Annotated in this window: 13 protein-coding genes; 8 read left to right on the top strand and 5 right to left on the bottom strand. The window is 74.3% G+C overall.

The window, feature by feature from the left end:
• Nucleotides 1-9: 9 nt before the first annotated feature.
• Nucleotides 10-402: a PPOX class F420-dependent oxidoreductase gene (locus ACPFP2_RS10430; RefSeq protein WP_424088433.1), complete on the bottom strand. Its 393-nt coding sequence runs from the start codon at nucleotides 400-402 to the stop codon at nucleotides 10-12.
• A gap of 188 nt (nucleotides 403-590) precedes the next feature.
• Between ACPFP2_RS10430 and ACPFP2_RS10425 the strand changes: the two genes are divergently transcribed.
• From ACPFP2_RS10425 to ACPFP2_RS10415, 3 genes are all read left to right on the top strand, one after another.
• Nucleotides 591-1232, top strand: coding sequence for an FKBP-type peptidyl-prolyl cis-trans isomerase (locus ACPFP2_RS10425; protein WP_424088431.1), 642 nt, complete (start codon nucleotides 591-593; stop codon nucleotides 1230-1232).
• Between the two features lie 107 nt (nucleotides 1233-1339).
• Nucleotides 1340-2197 (top strand): SCO6745 family protein, encoded by an 858-nt coding sequence (locus ACPFP2_RS10420; protein WP_424088429.1) that lies wholly within the window; start codon nucleotides 1340-1342, stop codon nucleotides 2195-2197.
• Nucleotides 2198-2351: 154 nt separating this feature from the next.
• Nucleotides 2352-3008 carry an HAD family hydrolase gene (locus tag ACPFP2_RS10415; RefSeq protein ID WP_424088427.1) on the top strand — a complete coding sequence of 219 codons (657 nt, stop codon included), beginning with the start codon at nucleotides 2352-2354 and terminating at the stop codon, nucleotides 3006-3008.
• 28 nt (nucleotides 3009-3036) lie between these two features.
• Here the strand turns inward: ACPFP2_RS10415 and ACPFP2_RS10410 are convergent, their stop codons facing one another.
• Nucleotides 3037-3552, bottom strand: coding sequence for a class I SAM-dependent methyltransferase (locus ACPFP2_RS10410; protein ID WP_424088425.1), 516 nt, complete (start codon nucleotides 3550-3552; stop codon nucleotides 3037-3039).
• 298 nt (nucleotides 3553-3850) lie between these two features.
• On the opposite strand from ACPFP2_RS10410, the gene ACPFP2_RS10405 reads away from it, so the two are divergent.
• Nucleotides 3851-4864: an NADPH:quinone reductase gene (locus ACPFP2_RS10405; RefSeq protein ID WP_424088423.1), complete on the top strand. Its 1014-nt coding sequence runs from the start codon at nucleotides 3851-3853 to the stop codon at nucleotides 4862-4864.
• Between the two features lie 181 nt (nucleotides 4865-5045).
• Here the strand turns inward: ACPFP2_RS10405 and ACPFP2_RS10400 are convergent, their stop codons facing one another.
• Nucleotides 5046-6680, bottom strand: coding sequence for a fatty acid--CoA ligase (locus ACPFP2_RS10400; protein WP_424088636.1), 1635 nt, complete (start codon nucleotides 6678-6680; stop codon nucleotides 5046-5048).
• A 99-nt stretch (nucleotides 6681-6779) separates the two neighbouring features.
• Here ACPFP2_RS10400 and ACPFP2_RS10395 point away from each other — a divergent pair, with 99 nt between their 5' ends.
• Nucleotides 6780-7271, top strand: coding sequence for an NUDIX domain-containing protein (locus ACPFP2_RS10395; RefSeq protein WP_424088421.1), 492 nt, complete (start codon nucleotides 6780-6782; stop codon nucleotides 7269-7271).
• Between the two features lie 612 nt (nucleotides 7272-7883).
• Here ACPFP2_RS10395 and ACPFP2_RS10390 read toward each other — a convergent pair.
• A complete protein-coding gene (locus ACPFP2_RS10390; protein ID WP_424088419.1) occupies nucleotides 7884-8927 on the bottom strand; it encodes an EamA family transporter in 1044 nt (347 codons plus the stop codon).
• Between the two features lie 85 nt (nucleotides 8928-9012).
• Here ACPFP2_RS10390 and ACPFP2_RS10385 point away from each other — a divergent pair, with 85 nt between their 5' ends.
• Nucleotides 9013-9927 carry a LysR family transcriptional regulator gene (locus tag ACPFP2_RS10385; protein WP_424088417.1) on the top strand — a complete coding sequence of 305 codons (915 nt, stop codon included), beginning with the start codon at nucleotides 9013-9015 and terminating at the stop codon, nucleotides 9925-9927.
• A gap of 5 nt (nucleotides 9928-9932) precedes the next feature.
• Here ACPFP2_RS10385 and ACPFP2_RS10380 read toward each other — a convergent pair whose 3' ends face one another.
• The gene (locus tag ACPFP2_RS10380) at nucleotides 9933-11609 is read right to left on the bottom strand and encodes an MDR family MFS transporter (protein WP_424088415.1); all 1677 of its coding nucleotides are present in this window, start codon (nucleotides 11607-11609) and stop codon (nucleotides 9933-9935) included.
• Nucleotides 11610-11702: 93 nt separating this feature from the next.
• On the opposite strand from ACPFP2_RS10380, the gene rfaE2 reads away from it, so the two are divergent.
• Both rfaE2 and ACPFP2_RS10370 read left to right on the top strand, forming a co-directional pair.
• On the top strand, nucleotides 11703-13601 hold the full coding sequence (gene rfaE2, locus ACPFP2_RS10375; RefSeq protein ID WP_424088413.1) for a D-glycero-beta-D-manno-heptose 1-phosphate adenylyltransferase: 1899 nt from the start codon (nucleotides 11703-11705) through the stop codon (nucleotides 13599-13601).
• Nucleotides 13598-14476 (top strand): glycosyltransferase, encoded by an 879-nt coding sequence (locus tag ACPFP2_RS10370; RefSeq protein ID WP_424088411.1) that lies wholly within the window; start codon nucleotides 13598-13600, stop codon nucleotides 14474-14476. Before rfaE2 ends, ACPFP2_RS10370 begins: the two co-directional genes overlap by 4 nt.
• Nucleotides 14477-14478 lie beyond the last annotated feature (2 nt).

Raw genomic sequence — 14478 nt, 5'->3', positions numbered from 1 at the left:
CTCGGACCGTCAGCCCCGGCCGAGCTTCCCGGTCGGGGTGATGCGGACGATCACCCGCTCCTCGCCGGGCTGCCGGAACGGATAGCTGTCCTGCCCGAGGTACTTCTTCGCCATCTTGTCGATGTGCTCGTCCGCGCCGTCGGTGACGAACTCGGCGGTGCCCTTCACCCACAGGGTCCGGAAGTCGTCCGCCTTGTCGACCACGGACACCGCGACCACCGGGTTGCGCTGGATGTTGACGTACTTCTGCCGCCCCTTGGCGGTGTTGAACACGATGTGCTCGCCGTCGGTGTCCACCCACACCGGGGTGACGTGCGGGGTGCCGTCGGCCTCGATGGTCGCCACGTGGGCCAACTGCGGCTCGGAGAGCAGGGCCAGGTCTTCGTCGGTGAGGATCGCCATGGTCGGAATCTACCGCCGTCGGGTCCACCGCACCGGGACGAAACGGGACGCCGGGGGCGGAGCGGGGACGGCCGGTGGCGGACCGGGCGGGCGACGGGGCACCGACGGCATCGATCCAGGTACCGTGTGCGCTGGCCACGGCACCGGGTCGCCGGGCCGGTCACCCACACCAGCAGGGAGTCGAGGACGTGAGCGAGCGTACGGAGAACCGGTCGGCGGGCCAGGGCCCGGAGACGAAGGCGCAACGGCGGCTGGCCGCCCAGCTGGCCGCGCAGAAGGCCGCCGAGGCGAAGAAGCGCCGCCAGGCATGGCTGGGCGCGCTCACCGGACTGGTCGTCATCGCCGTGATCGTCGGGGTGTTCGTGGTGACCCGCGGCGGCGACGACGACACGCCGAAGCAGGCCGCCTCGCCGGCCGGCTGCCCGGGCGGCTTCCCGACCCTGCCCGACGGCGCCGACCAGGCGCTCTGCACCAAGCCGGCGGCCGGCAAGGGCGAGGGCGAGCTGACCGGCCTGAAGGCCACCCCACTGATCCGCGGCAAGGGCCCGGCGGCCCAGGCCGGCCAGCAGATCACGGTCAACTACGTCGGCGTCTCGTACCGGACCGGCGAGGAGTTCGACGCCTCCTGGAAGCGCTCGGAGCCGTTCTCGTTCCTGCTCGGCCAGGGCAACGTCATCCCCGGCTGGGACCAGGGCATGCAGGGCCAGACCGTCGGCAGCCGGGTGCAGCTGGACATCCCGGCCGACCTGGCGTACGGCGACAAGCCGCAGCGCCCGGGCGCGCCGGCCGGCCCGCTGCGCTTCATCGTCGACGTCCTCGCGGTGCAGTAGGCCACACTGCTCTTCCCGGCTGTCGTACACGCGCAGTAGGTTCGGGGTCACCGTGGGCGGTCCGCCGCCGCACGGTGACCCCTCACCACGCGGAGGTGCACGTGCCGGTGCTGGACGACCCCGGGCGCACGGCCCGGCTCATGTGGACACACGTCGAACCCCTGCACGCGGTCACCTACTTCCATCCCCGGGCCCGCGCCGCGTACGAGGCGGTCGGGCTGCGCGGCTACTGGCGGGGATACTTCGCCGGCCGGGCCGCGCCGCTCGGGCCCACCGACGCCGCCCCGGTGATCGCGACGTTCTTCAACTTCGCCCCGCACATGGTGTCCCGGGCGCTGCCCGCCGTCTGGAAGCTGGCCACCCCGCAGGAGGCGCTGCGAGCCCGGCTCACCGGCGCCGTGCAGGCGCTGGCCGAGCTGACCTACGAGCTGCCGGAGTCGCATCTGGTCGAGGCGGCCGACCTGCTGGAGGAGGCGGCCGCCGCCCAGGACACCGCCGGCCGGGTGCTCGGCGCGGCCAACGCCGCCCTGCCCCGCGGCGAGTACCCGCTGGCCCGGCTCTGGCAGGCCGCCACCACGCTCCGCGAGTCGCGCGGTGACGGGCACGTCGCCGCGCTGGTCGCCGCCGGTCTCGACCCGGTCGAGACGCTGGCCTGGCGGGTCGCGGTGGACATGCCCCTGCAGAACCTGCTCGGTCGGGGCTGGTCGGAGGAGCAGTGGCAGGCGGCCCGGGGCCGGCTGGCCGAACGTGGCTGGCTCGACCCGGAGGGCGAGCCGACCGACGTCGGCCGGGCCGACTTCCAGGCGATCGAGGACGCCACCGACCGTGCCGCCGCGCGCCCCTGGGTGGCCCTCGGCGCGGACCGCGTCGACCGCCTGCGTGAACTGCTCGACCCGATGGCCCGCGCCTGCCACACCGTCATCCCGGAGAACAGCCCGATCGGGCTGCCCGCCCTCCGGTCCTGACACCGGGCACCACGCCGGACCGGGCTCGGCAAGATCATCACCAGGTCGCCGGCACGGCGGTGTCATCACGCCCCCGATACCGCCACATCCGCGCCATGGTGACGCGCGGCGGGGCAGGGACGGCGGCCGGGTGTCGGGGAGGCAGGATGGGCGGGTGACGGTGGACGCGGTGATCTTCGACCTGGACGGCGTGATCGTGGACTCGGAACCGGTCTGGGAGGAGGTCCGGCGGGCGTACGTGGCCGCGCACGGGGGCACCTGGCAGCCGGACACCCAGCGCCGGCTGATGGGGATGAGCACCGGCGAGTGGGCCGAGTACCTCAGCGGCGAGCTGGGCGTCGACCGGACCGCCGGGCAGGTCGCCACCGAGGTGGTCGAGGAGATGACCCGGCGCTACGCGCAGCGCGTACCGCTGATCGACGACGCCGACGCGGTCGTGCGCCGGATGGCCGCGCGGTGGCCGCTGGGGCTGGCCAGCTCGTCGCCGACCCGGCTGATCGCGGCGGCGCTGGCCGCGACCGACCTGGCCGCCGCTTTCCGGGTCACCCTCTCCACCGAGGAGACCGCGCGGGGCAAGCCGGCGCCGGACGTCTGGCTCGCCGTCGCCGAGCGGCTCGGCGTCGACCCGACCCGCTGCGTCGCCATCGAGGACTCCTCCAACGGGGTACGCTCCGCGGCCGCCGCCGGCATGCGGGTGATCGCGGTGCCGCACGGGTCGTACCCGCTGGACCCGGACGCGGCGGCGCTCGCCGCTGTGACGCTGGCCTCGGTGGACGCCCTCACCCCGGAGGTCGTGGAGCGGCTCGGCTGACCGACGCCACGTCCCGGGCCACCCCTGGTCAGCGGACGCGGCGGGCGGCCACCGCGCAGTAGGGCCCGTCGGGGCGGACGGCCGGCTCGACGGCCCAGCCGGTCTCCCGCAGCCGCGCGGCCACCCGTTCGACGATCGCGGTCAGCCGACCGGCGTCGGGGGGCTGCCAGCACAGGTGCAGCTCACCGCCGGGAGCGAGCAGCCGGGGCAGCAGCGCGTACTCGACGCCGGGCGGGCGGACCCAGAACAGGTTGACGTCGACGGCGAGGATCCGGTCGAACGGGCCGTCGGCGGGGTCGAGCGCGGCCAGCTCGGCGACCCGGAACGTGGCCCGGCCGGCGGCGACGGCCGCCGCGTTGCGGGCCTCGGCGGCCCGGATGGCCCCGGCCGAGCGGTCGACGGCCAGCAGCGTGCCGTCGGTGAGCGTCCGGCAGATCAGCTCGGCGGCGACGCCCCGGCCGCAGCCGATCTCCAGCACCCGGTCGCCGGGGCGGGGGGCGAGTCGGTCCACCGCCCAGGTCGGTCGCGCAGGTGTGGCCGCCATGCGGTGACCGTAGCGGCCACCACCGTCAGATTCGCCGGCTGCGGCTGGAGCGGGGCAGGAAGGGCCGCCCCGGGTCGTCCGCCGCCGGCCGTGGTGAGGCCGGTTCCGGATCGTCCGCCGGTCGGTCGTCCCCGGTCCCCTCCCCGCCGGACGGCCTCGGCGCCACCAGCACCGGTATGTCCCGCATGATCACTCCTCTGTCGCCGACTACCGGGTTATACGGTTTGCGGGGCGGGCCGGATCGGAATGATCACGTGCGGTCCGGGTAGGGCTGCGGTCCGAGCTTGAGGAGACGGCGATGAAGGCGATCGTGTACGAGCGCACCGGCGACCCCTCGGTGCTCCAGCTGGTGGACCGGCCGGTGCCGGAGCCCGGTCCCGGTGAGGTGCTGGTCCGGCTGGCCGTCTCCGGGGTCAACCCGACCGACTGGAAGGCGCGGCGGCAGTGGCCGCTGCCGAAGGGCTGGCAGACGCCCGGCCAGGACGGCGCCGGGGTGGTCGAGGCGGTCGGCGCGGGCGTCGACGCGGACCTGGTCGGCGAACGGGTGTGGCTGTGGGAGGCCGCCTGGCAGCGCCCCTGGGGCACCGCCGCCGAGTACACGGTGGTCCCGGTGCGGCAGGCGGCGCCGCTCGGCGACGCCTCCTTCGACCTGGGCGCCTGCCTGGGCATCCCGTTCCTGACCGCGCACCGCTGCCTCACCGTCGGCGAGTACATGCCGGAGCGGCTGCACCCGGGCGCGCTCAGCGACCACGTGGTGCTGGTGCAGGGCGGCGCGGGTGCGGTCGGCAACGCGGCGATCCAGCTCGCCCGCTGGGCGGACGCCTGCGTCGTCGCCACCGTGAGCAGCCCGGAGAAGGCGCAGCTCGCGGCGGCGGCCGGCGCGGACTTCGTGGTCGACTACCGGCGGCAGGACGTGGTGGAGGAGGTCCGTAAGGTCGCGCCCGACGGCGTGCACACCATCGTCGAGGTGTCCGCCGCGCGCAACGCCGCGGTCGACGTCCAGCTGCTGCGGTCCGGCGGGACGGTCTGCGTGTACGCCGACGACGGCGGCGACGAGGTGACCCTGCCGATCCGGCCGCTGATGGTGCCGAACGCCCGCTGGCAGTTCGTGCTGGTCTACACCGAGCCGAAGGCGGCGAAGGCGCAGGCGCTGGTCGACGTGGCGGCGGCGGTCGCCCAGGGCGGCGTACGGGTGGGCGAGGAGGCCGGGCTGCCGCTGCACCGCTACCCGCTGGCCGACACGGCGGCGGCGCACCAGGCGGTGGAGGACTCGGTGGTCGGAAAGGTGCTGGTCAGCACCGCTGCGGAGTAGTTCGCGAGGGCATTTCGCAATCGCCCGGACAGAGCCGAACGAGTTTCGCAAGAATGATTGTGCGGGTCGCCCCGCAAAGGAAGGGCGGCCCCGGCGCGGTGCGAACGCCGGGGCCGCCCCTGGGGAGGGATGTTTCAGGAGTACGTCCCTGCCCCATACGGCGACGGGTCGCCGAAAAACGTTACGGCCCCGCCAGCTCGCGCACCTCGAGCCCGCCGTCGGCGTACCGGGACCGGACGACCTTCTTGTCGAACTTGCCGACGCTGGTCTTCGGGACCGCGTCGATGAACGCCCACCGCTCCGGCAGCTGCCAGCGCGCCACCGACTTCGCCAGGAACTCGCGCAGCTCCTCCGCGGTCACCGAAGCGCCCTCGCGGACCACCACGGTGGCGAGCGGACGCTCGTCCCAGCGCTGGTCGGGCACCCCCACCACGCACGCCTCCTGCACGTCCGGGTGGGCCATCAGGGCATTCTCCAGCTCCACCGAGGAGATCCACTCCCCACCGGACTTGATCACGTCCTTGGCCCGGTCGGTGAGGGTGATGAAGCCGTCCGGGGAGAGCGTGCCGACGTCGCCCGTACGCAGCCAGCCGTCGCGGAACTTCTCCTCGTCGGGGGCCTCGTCACCGACGTACCGGGCGGTGATCCACGGCCCACGGACCTCCAGCTCGCCCACGGACGTGCCGTCGGCGGGCAGCGGCTCGCCCAGCGGGCCGACGATCCGGGCGGCGACCCCGGCCGGCACCCGGCCCTGGGTGTAGCGGTAGCGCCAGGCGTCGTCGCCGGTGGCCCCGGCCGGCGGGCGGGCCACCGAGCCGAGCGGGGACATCTCCGTCATCCCCCAGGCGTGGATCACGTCGATGTCGTGCCGCTCGGCGAACGCGTGCATCAGCGCCGGCGGGCAGGCCGAACCACCGACGATCACCTCCTTCAGCGAGGAGGTGTCCACGTCGTGGCTGTCCAGGTACGCCAGCAGGTCGTTCCAGATGGTGGGCACCGCGCCGGCCAGGGTGGGGCGCTCGGCGGCGATCATCTCGGCGATCGGCGCGGCCTGGAGGAAACGGTCCGGCATGATCAGCGACGCGCCGGAGAGGAACGCCGCGTACGGCAGCCCCCAGGACATCGCGTGGAACATCGGCACGATGGCCAGTTCCCGGTCGGTCGGGGCGAGCCCGAAGCCCTCCGGCATGCAGATCTGCAACGAGTGCAGGTAGATCGAGCGGTGCGAGTAGGCCACGCCCTTGGGGTTGCCGGTGGTGCCGGAGGTGTAGCAGAGCGCGGCGGCGTCCCGCTCGTCCACCTCCGGCCAGTCGTAGCTCTCGGGGCGCCCGGCCAGCAGGTCGTCCCAGTGGTGCACGGTGATCCGGTCGCCGGCCGCCGCGGTCAGCGGAGCCGGGTCGCCACCGCCGACGACCACCACGTGCCGCACGGTGGTCATCTCGCCGATCACCCGGGCCAGCAGCGGGATCAGCGTCGAGTCGACCAGCACCACCCGGTCCTCGGCGTGGTTGGCGATGTAGACGACCTGGTCCGGGAAGAGCCGGATGTTCAGGGTGTGCAGCACCGCGCCCATGCTGGGCACCGCGAAGTACGCCACCAGGTGCTCGGTGTTGTTCCACATGAAGGTGGCGACCCGCTCGTCGCCGGTCACCCCGCACTCGTCGCGCAGGGCGTGGGCGAGCCGGGCGGCCGTGCGGCCCACCTCGGCGTACGACATCCGGCGGGGCTCCGCGCCGGTCCACGTCACCACCTCGGCCGTGCCATGCACGGTGGAGCCGTGTTCGAGGATCCGGGAGACCTGGAGAGGGGCGTCCATCATCGTGCTACGCATGGGTAACAAGCTAGTGTCGCCGGTCACAGGTTGGGAACCCCCGGATCGCCGGACCGGTCCGGCGAAGCTGCGTAGATTGTCCCGGTGAGCATCTCCTGGGCCGACTCGTACGTGGGACAACTACGCGCCCTGGCCGGTGACCGGACGCTGATGTTCGTCGGGGCCCGCGCCGTGGTCCGCGACAACGCGGGTCGGGTGCTGCTGATCCAACGCTCCGACAACGGACACTGGGCGTTGCCGGCGGGCGCGATGGAACTCGGCGAGTCGATCGCCGACTGCGCGGTACGCGAGGTCCGGGAGGAGACCGGCCTGCGCGCGCTGCGGGTCAGCGCCTTCGCCCTCTACACCGGCCCCGACCGCACCCACACCAACATGTACGGCCACACGTACCAGATCTTCACCACCGCGTTCCGGGTCGAGGACTGGGACGGCGACCTGGCCCGGGTGACCGACGAGACCACCGACGCGGGCTTCTTCCACCGCGAGACGTTCCCGTCGCCGCTGTCGGCCTCGGTCCCGGAGACCCTCGCCGACCTGGATGTCTTCGAGCAGACCAACCGCCTCATCCTCAAGTAGCCCGCCCCCGCGCCCCGAGGCGCGCCTCCCGGTCCGGCCCGAAGACGGCCGGCCGGGCAGCGCCGGCGGTGACCGGGGACGGCAGCCACGGCGAGGCCGGTAGTCACGGCGAGGGGCGGTGACGCCCCGCCGCCGGCACCCACGCCGCTACCGGTGACCGCACCTCCTGGCGAGGGCCGCACCTCCTGGCGAGGGCCGCACCTCCTGGCGAGGCCGCGCCTTCTGGCGAGGGCCGCGCCTTCTGGCGAGGGCCGCGCCTTCTGGCGAGGGCCGCGCCTTCTGGCGAGGGCCGCGCCTTCTGGCGAGGGCCGCACCGCTGCTGGTTGCCGCGCCGTCGCTATGGCCGAAGTCGGCCCCGGGAGCGGTGAGACGCTCAGCGGCGCTACAGACTTGATCGCATCGATGGATCGCGGTGAGCCTGGGTGGTAGGGAGCCTCCGCCGGCCGGGGCGGGCCCCGGGAGCGAGGCGGGCCGTTCGGGGGCAGGCGGCGCCCCGGCCGAGAGCGGTACGGCCGGCTCCGGGGGGCGAAACGACCTCATCGTCCGACTGCCCGGTTCCACCGGCGCGACAGGGGTGGCAACGAGTCCCCAGGCGGCGATCCAGATATGCGATCAGGTCCGTAGTGTCTCGACACCCCCCTCGGGCACTGGGGCTGCCCCGGCCGGGGGAGGGCCGGACCCGACCCCGGCCGACCCGACCACAGCCGACCCGACCCCAGCCGACCCGATCCCACCGGACTCGCCCCCATCCGGCCCGACCGCGCCCGGCACAGTCGCCGACGAATCGTCCACCCGCGGCACGGCAGGGATCGGCTGGGCCGGGTCGGGGCGGACCCCGCTGCGCTCCGCGCCGACGCCGGCGGCCACCACGAAGGCGATCCCGGCCACCGCCCCGGGGCCTGGCACCTGACCCAGCACGACGAGGCCGATGACCAGGGCGATCGCCGGCTCCAGGCTCATCAGCGTGCCGAACGCGGCGGTGGTGAGCCGGCGCAGCGCGAGCAGTTCCAGCACGAACGGGATCACCGGCAGCAGCACGGCCAGTCCCAGCCCGGCCAGCAGCAGCTCCCCGGTGAGGTCGCCGATCACCGATGGCCCGACCACCACGGTGGCGACCACGGCGGCCACCGGCATCGACACGGCGAGCCCCCGGACGCCGGAGACCTCGTCACCGACCCGCTGGGTGAGCAGGATGTACGCGGCCCAGCACGCTCCGGCGGCCAGCGCGTAGGCGACGCCGACGGGATCGGCGCCGCCCCGCCACGGCTCGGTGAGCAGCAGCACGCCCACGGCGGCGAGCGCCGCCCAGAGCTTCGTGCGGCCCCGGCCCCGGGCCACCGCCACGCCGAGCGGGCCGAGGAACTCCAGCGCGCTCGCCGTACCGAGCGGCAGTCGGGCGACCGCCGCCATGAACAGGATCGTGACCCCGGCGGTCACCACGCCGAGCGCGACGCAGGCGAGCAGGGCGCGCCGGGAGAAGCGGGACGGACGGGGGCGGAGCACGACGGCCATCAGCACTCCGGCCCAGGCCAGCCGGAGCCAGGCCGCGCCCTCGGGTCCGACCCGGTCGAAGAGGGAGACGGAGGCGGCGAGGCCGAGTTGGACGAAGAGCATCGACGCGACGGCCATCGCCGCGCCCGCACGGGTGGGAGCCATGCCGTCCAGTAGAGCCGGCAGAGACCGTTCACGTCCACGTGTTATGAGTGGACGCACTGTTGGGCGATGCTGAACAATCTGTCGGATGGACCTCCGACGCCTGCGACTGCTGCGCGAACTGGCCCGCCTCGGCTCGATGCGCGAGGTCGCCGAGGACCTGGGGGTGACCACCTCCACCGTCTCGCAGCAGCTCGCGGTGCTGTCCCGGGAGGTCGGCGCGGCCCTGATCGAGCCGCAGGGCCGCCGGGTCCGCCTCACCCCCGCCGGACGGCGGCTGGCCGAGCACGCGGTGACGATCCTGGCCGCGGTCGACGCCGCCCGGCTCGACCTCGACCCGGCGGCCGAGCCGGCCGGCACCGTCCGGGTCGCCGGCTTCGCCACCGCCGTGCGCCGCTCACTGCTGCCGGTCGCCGCCGATCTCGCCGCCCGCCACCCCCGGGTACGGCTGCGCATCCACGAGCACGAGCCGGCCGAGGCGTACGCGCTGCTCGCGGCGGACGACGTCGACCTGGCGCTGACGTACGACTACCATCTCGCGCCGGCTCCCCCGGACCGCAGCATGGAGGCGGTCCGGCTCTGGTCCACGGCGTGGAGCCTCGGCGTGCCGGCGCACGCTCCGGATCCCGGCGGCTCCGCCGCCGACGTCTTCGCCCGGTTCCGGGAGCACGACTGGATCGTCAACTCCCGCAACACCGCCGACGAGGTGGTCGTCCGCGCCGTCGCGGCGATGGCGGGCTTCGAGCCCCGGGTCGAGCACCGCGCCGACAGCCTCGAACTCGTCCAGGACCTGATCGTCGCGGGGCTCGGGGTCGGGCTGCTCCCCTCCGACCAGCCCACCCTCCCCGGCGTACGCCTGCTCCCCCTGACGGGTCCCGGGGTCGTCCTGCGCTCGTACGCGGTCACCCGCCGCGGCCGTGCCGCCTGGGCCCCGCTCGCCCTCGTCCTCGCCCTCCTGCACGCCTCCACCGACGCCGACCGACGGGATCCCGCCGACAGCTGACCCGGTCAGAGCATCGTCTGGGACTTGGCCTCCATGTCGGCGGCGGCCTCCTGCGCGGACTCCTCCGGCAGCGGCTTGCCGCCCGGGGCCGGGGCCCGGCCGCCGAGGGGGTCGGCGCCGCCGGTCGCGCCCTGCGGTCCGGCGCCCCGCAACGTCTCGTCCGGCAGGGCCAGGGTGACCAGCACAGCGAGGATCGCGATCAGGCCGGTGGTCAGGAAGACCAGGTGCAGCGACTCGACGAAGGCGGCCTGGATCGCGGCACGGACCGGGCCGGGCAGGGCGAGGACGGTCGCCGGGTCGTTGATCGAGATGTCCGCCCCGCCGCCGGCCGCCACCGCCGCCCGCTGCTCCGGCGGGAGCTGGGCGATCGCGCCGGGCAGCCGGTCGGCGAGCTGCGCGGTCAGCCGCGAGGAGAGCACCGCACCGAGGATCGCCACCCCGAACGAACCGCCCAGCGAGCGGAAGAACGTCGCCGCCGAGGTACCCGCCCCCAGGTCGCGGACGTCGACCGCGTTCTGCACGGCGAGGATCAGCGACTGCATGCACAGGCCCAGCCCGATGCCGATCACCACCATGTAGCCGAAGGCGGCCCAGAGCGAGGTGTCCACCTCCAGCCGGGTGAAGAGCAGCATGCCGGCCAGGAGCACCACCGAGCCGGCCACCGGAAACCACTTGTACCGGCCGATCCGGCTCATCGCCCGCCCGGTGACGATCGAGGTGACGATGATGCCCGCCATCATCGGCAGCATCAGCAGGCCGCTGCGGGTCGGCGAGGCGCCCCGGACGATCTGCAGGTAGAGCGGGATGAAGATGATCGACCCGAACATCACCAGACCGAGCACGAAGCCGGCCGAGTTCGCCAGCGCGAAGGTGGCGCTGCGGAACAACCGCAACGGCAGGATCGGCTCGGCGACCCGGGCCTCCTGGAACACGAAGAGCACCCCGAGCACCACCCCGGCGACGAAAAGGCCGACGATCACGCCGGAACCCCACGCGTACTCGTTGCCGCCCCAGCTCAGCGCGAGCAGCAGGCAGCTCACCCCGGCGACCAGCAGTCCCGCCCCGACCCAGTCGATCGCGTGCTCGCGCCGGGTGAACGGGATCAGCCGCATGACGTGGTAGCAGACCACGATGGCCAGGATCGCCAGTGGCACGTTGATGTAGAAGATCCAGCGCCAGTTCGACTCGGCGAAGTAGCCGCCCACCAGCGGTCCGGCCACCGACGACAACCCGAAGACCGCGCCGAAGAGCCCCTGGTAGCGGCCCCGCTCCCGGGGCGACACCACGTCCGAGATGATGGTGAACGCCAGCGTCATGAGCCCGCCCGCGCCGATGCCCTGCACGCCCCGGGTGACGATCAGCTGGGTCATGTCCTGCGACAGCCCGGCCAGCAGCGAGCCGAGCAGGAACGTGCCGATCGAGAAGAGGAAGACCGGACGGCGTCCGTACAGGTCGGCCATCTTGCCGTACAGCGGGGTCGAGGCGGTGGAGGCGAGCAGGTACGCCGTCACCACCCACGAGTAGTGGTTGATCCCGCCCAGCTCGCCGACGATCGTGGGCAGGGCGGTGCCGACGATGGTCTGGTCCAGGGCCGCCAGCAGCATCCCGGTCATCAGGCCGAACATCAGCAGCCGGAGCTGACGGGGAGTGAGCACCGGACGGTCCTGGGCGTGGGTGGTCATCCCGCCTTCTTTCCCTCGACGGACGAAACATGCCTCGGCGGGGTCGACCGGCGGGCAGGTTTGGTCCGGGACCCTCGGGGGAGTCCGGGAGGCATGGCAGGAGCAGCAGCGGAACAGCGCCGGCTGGCCACCGTCGTGGAGAGCTGGCTCGGGCGTCCCGTCCTGGTCGTCGGCGACGCCATGCTCGACGAGTGGCGGTTCGCCGAGTCCGACCGGCTCTGCCGCGAGGCGCCCGCCCCGGTCCTCACCCTGCGCCGGCGCATCTCCGCGGCCGGCGGAGCCGCCAACACGGCGGTCAACATCGCCACCCTCGGCGGCCGGGCGCTGCTGGTCGCCCCGGTCGGCGCCGACGTGGCCGGGGACGAACTGCACGACTGCCTGGACCGGGCCGGAGTCTGGGACCGTACGGTCAGCCAGCAGCACCGCCCGACGCCGGTGAAACGGCGGATGCTGGCCGGCAACCAGATCCTGCTCCGGGAGGACTCCGGTGACCCGGAGGACCCGCTCGACACCGACGGCGTGGAGCGGCTGCTCACCGCGCTGGACTGCGCGACCGAGGAGCTGAAGGCGGTCGGCGGCGGCGCGACGCCCACGCTGGTGGTCTGCGACTACGGCCTGGGCGCGCTGCCCGCGCCGGTACGCGCCTGGCTGGTCGCCCACCGGAACCGGTTCGGCACCGTGGCGCTCGACGCGCACGACCTGGCCGACTGGCGGGGACTCGCGCCGACCGTGGTGACCCCGAGCTTCGCCGAGGCGACCCGGCTGCTGGCCCGCGCCGCCGCCGGTTTCGGCGCGCCGCCCGCCCCGGCCCGACCGGGCAACGCCCTGCATCTCGACCACCCGCCGTCCGATCCGGCCGACGGCCCGTCGGAACTCGTCGTCGGGGCCGCCCCGGGCGGCGCGGGCGAACGGCACCTGAGCACCGACCCGCCCGGCTTCGGCCACGCCCCGACCGGTGAGCCGACGCCCGGGGAGGACCGGGTGGCCATGACCGGGGACGGGCTGACCGTCACCGGCACGGGCGTCACCGTGAACACCTCGGCCGGCGTGGGCGTCGATCGGGCACTGCTCGCCGAGTCCCGCCTGGCCGAGCTGCGGGAACACACCGGCGCGGACGTGGTGGCGGTGACCCTGGACACCGAGGGGGCGGTGGTCGCCGGCGCGGACGGCGAGCCGCGCCGCAGCCACAGCACCCCGGTGCCGGCCAGCCACGCCGTCGGCGCGGGGGACGCGTACCTGGCGGCGATGACGCTGGCCCTGGCCGCCGACGCGCCGCTGCCCACCGCCGCCCAGCTCGCCCAGCTCGCCGCGACGATCACCGTGTCGGAGACCGGCACCTGCGTCTGCCGACGGGAGGACCTGCTCGCCGCGCTCGGCACGACCCCGGACGGCGCCGCCCACCCGACGCTGGTCGGCAAGGACGAGCTGGCCGCGATCGTCGCCGACCACCGCCGGGCCGGTCGGGCCATCGTCTTCACCAACGGCTGCTTCGACGTGCTGCACCCCGGGCACGTGCGTTACCTGGAACAGGCCCGCGCCCTGGGTGACCTGCTGGTGGTGGCGGTGAACTCCGACGGCAGCGTCCGCCGGCTGAAGGGACCGGACCGGCCGGTCAACCCGGTGGAGGACCGGATCGCGCTGCTGGCCGCGCTCTCCTGCGTGGACCACGTGGTGGTCTTCGAGGAGGACTCGCCGGCCGGCCTGATCGAGACGGTCCGCCCCGACGTCTACGTCAAGGGCGGCGACTACCCGCCGGAGATGGTGCCCGAGGCGCCACTGGTCCGCCGCCTCGGCGGCCAGGTCCGCACCCTCGGGTACGTGCCGGACCGCTCCACCTCGGCCATCATCGAGCGGATCCGCGCCCAGGCGGCCCCGTCGCCGCAGCCGGCCCGACCCGGCGGCGGTACGCGCTCCCCGTCGACGGCCACCCCGCACGGCGCACCCCAGGACGGCGTCACCCCGGCCCCGCAGCGCATGGGCAGGACCGCGTGAACCGACCGCTCGACCTGGGCACGGTCGACGACTTCCGCCGGCCCCGGCAGCTCGACGTGCTGGTGCCCACCCGCAACCGTCCCGCCGAACTGGCGGTCACCCTCTCCGGGCTGGCCGCGCAGGAGGGCCTCGACGGCTTCGGCGTGGTGGTCAGCGACCAGTCCGACGGCGAGCCCGCGTACGCGCACCCGGCGGCGGCCACCATGGTCCGGGCGTTGCGCCACCGGGGGCACCCGGTGCTGCTGACCCGACGGCTCCCCCGGCGCGGGCTGGCCGAACACCGGGCGTACCTGCTGGACCGGTCGGTGGCCCGGTACGTGCTCTGCCTCGACGACGACGTCTGGCTGGAACCGGGCACCCTGCACCGATTGGTCACCGCGATCGGGGAGCTGGGCTGCGGCTTCGTCGGCAACGCGGTGCACGGGCTGTCCTACGTCGACGACGTGCGCCCGGAGACGCACGAGCACTACCAGGAATGGGACGGACCGCCGGTCCCCGAGCGGATCCGCCCGGGCAGCCGGGAGTGGCAGCGCGCGTCGATCCACTCGGCGGCGAACCTGCTGCACGTGACGCGCACGCTCGACCTGCCGGCGGGGGCCTGGCGGGCGTACAAGGTCTCCTGGATCGGCGGTTGCGTGCTGTACGACCGGGCGGCGCTGGTGGAGTCCGGCGGCTTCGACTTCTGGCGTCGGGTGCAGGAGAAGCACCAGGGCGAGGACGTCGCCGCGCAGCTCGCGGTGCTGGCGCGGCACGGCGGCGCCGGTGTCCTGCCCAGCGGGGCGTACCACCTGGAGTCGCCGACCACGGTCACCGAGCGGGACGTGGAGGCGTGGGAGGTCGTGCTCGTCGACTCGGACGCCCCGCAACCGGCGTGAGG

It is taken from the genome of Micromonospora citrea, assembly GCF_049629545.1.
Lineage (GTDB): Bacteria > Actinomycetota > Actinomycetes > Mycobacteriales > Micromonosporaceae > Micromonospora > Micromonospora citrea_A.
Note: the sequence above shows the minus strand (reverse complement) of the source record. Positions and strands in the feature narration are given on the sequence as shown.

Coding starts and splice junctions, on each gene's coding strand:
- ACPFP2_RS10385 (WP_424088417.1), top strand. CDS start 9,013: ATGGACCTCCGACGCCTGCGACTGCTGCGCGAACTGGCCCGCCTCGGC.
- rfaE2 (WP_424088413.1), top strand. CDS start 11,703: ATGGCAGGAGCAGCAGCGGAACAGCGCCGGCTGGCCACCGTCGTGGAG.
- ACPFP2_RS10410 (WP_424088425.1), bottom strand. CDS start 3,552: ATGGCGGCCACACCTGCGCGACCGACCTGGGCGGTGGACCGACTCGCC.
- ACPFP2_RS10405 (WP_424088423.1), top strand. CDS start 3,851: ATGAAGGCGATCGTGTACGAGCGCACCGGCGACCCCTCGGTGCTCCAG.
- ACPFP2_RS10400 (WP_424088636.1), bottom strand. CDS start 6,680: ATGGACGCCCCTCTCCAGGTCTCCCGGATCCTCGAACACGGCTCCACC.
- ACPFP2_RS10390 (WP_424088419.1), bottom strand. CDS start 8,927: ATGGCTCCCACCCGTGCGGGCGCGGCGATGGCCGTCGCGTCGATGCTC.
- ACPFP2_RS10430 (WP_424088433.1), bottom strand. CDS start 402: ATGGCGATCCTCACCGACGAAGACCTGGCCCTGCTCTCCGAGCCGCAG.
- ACPFP2_RS10380 (WP_424088415.1), bottom strand. CDS start 11,609: ATGACCACCCACGCCCAGGACCGTCCGGTGCTCACTCCCCGTCAGCTC.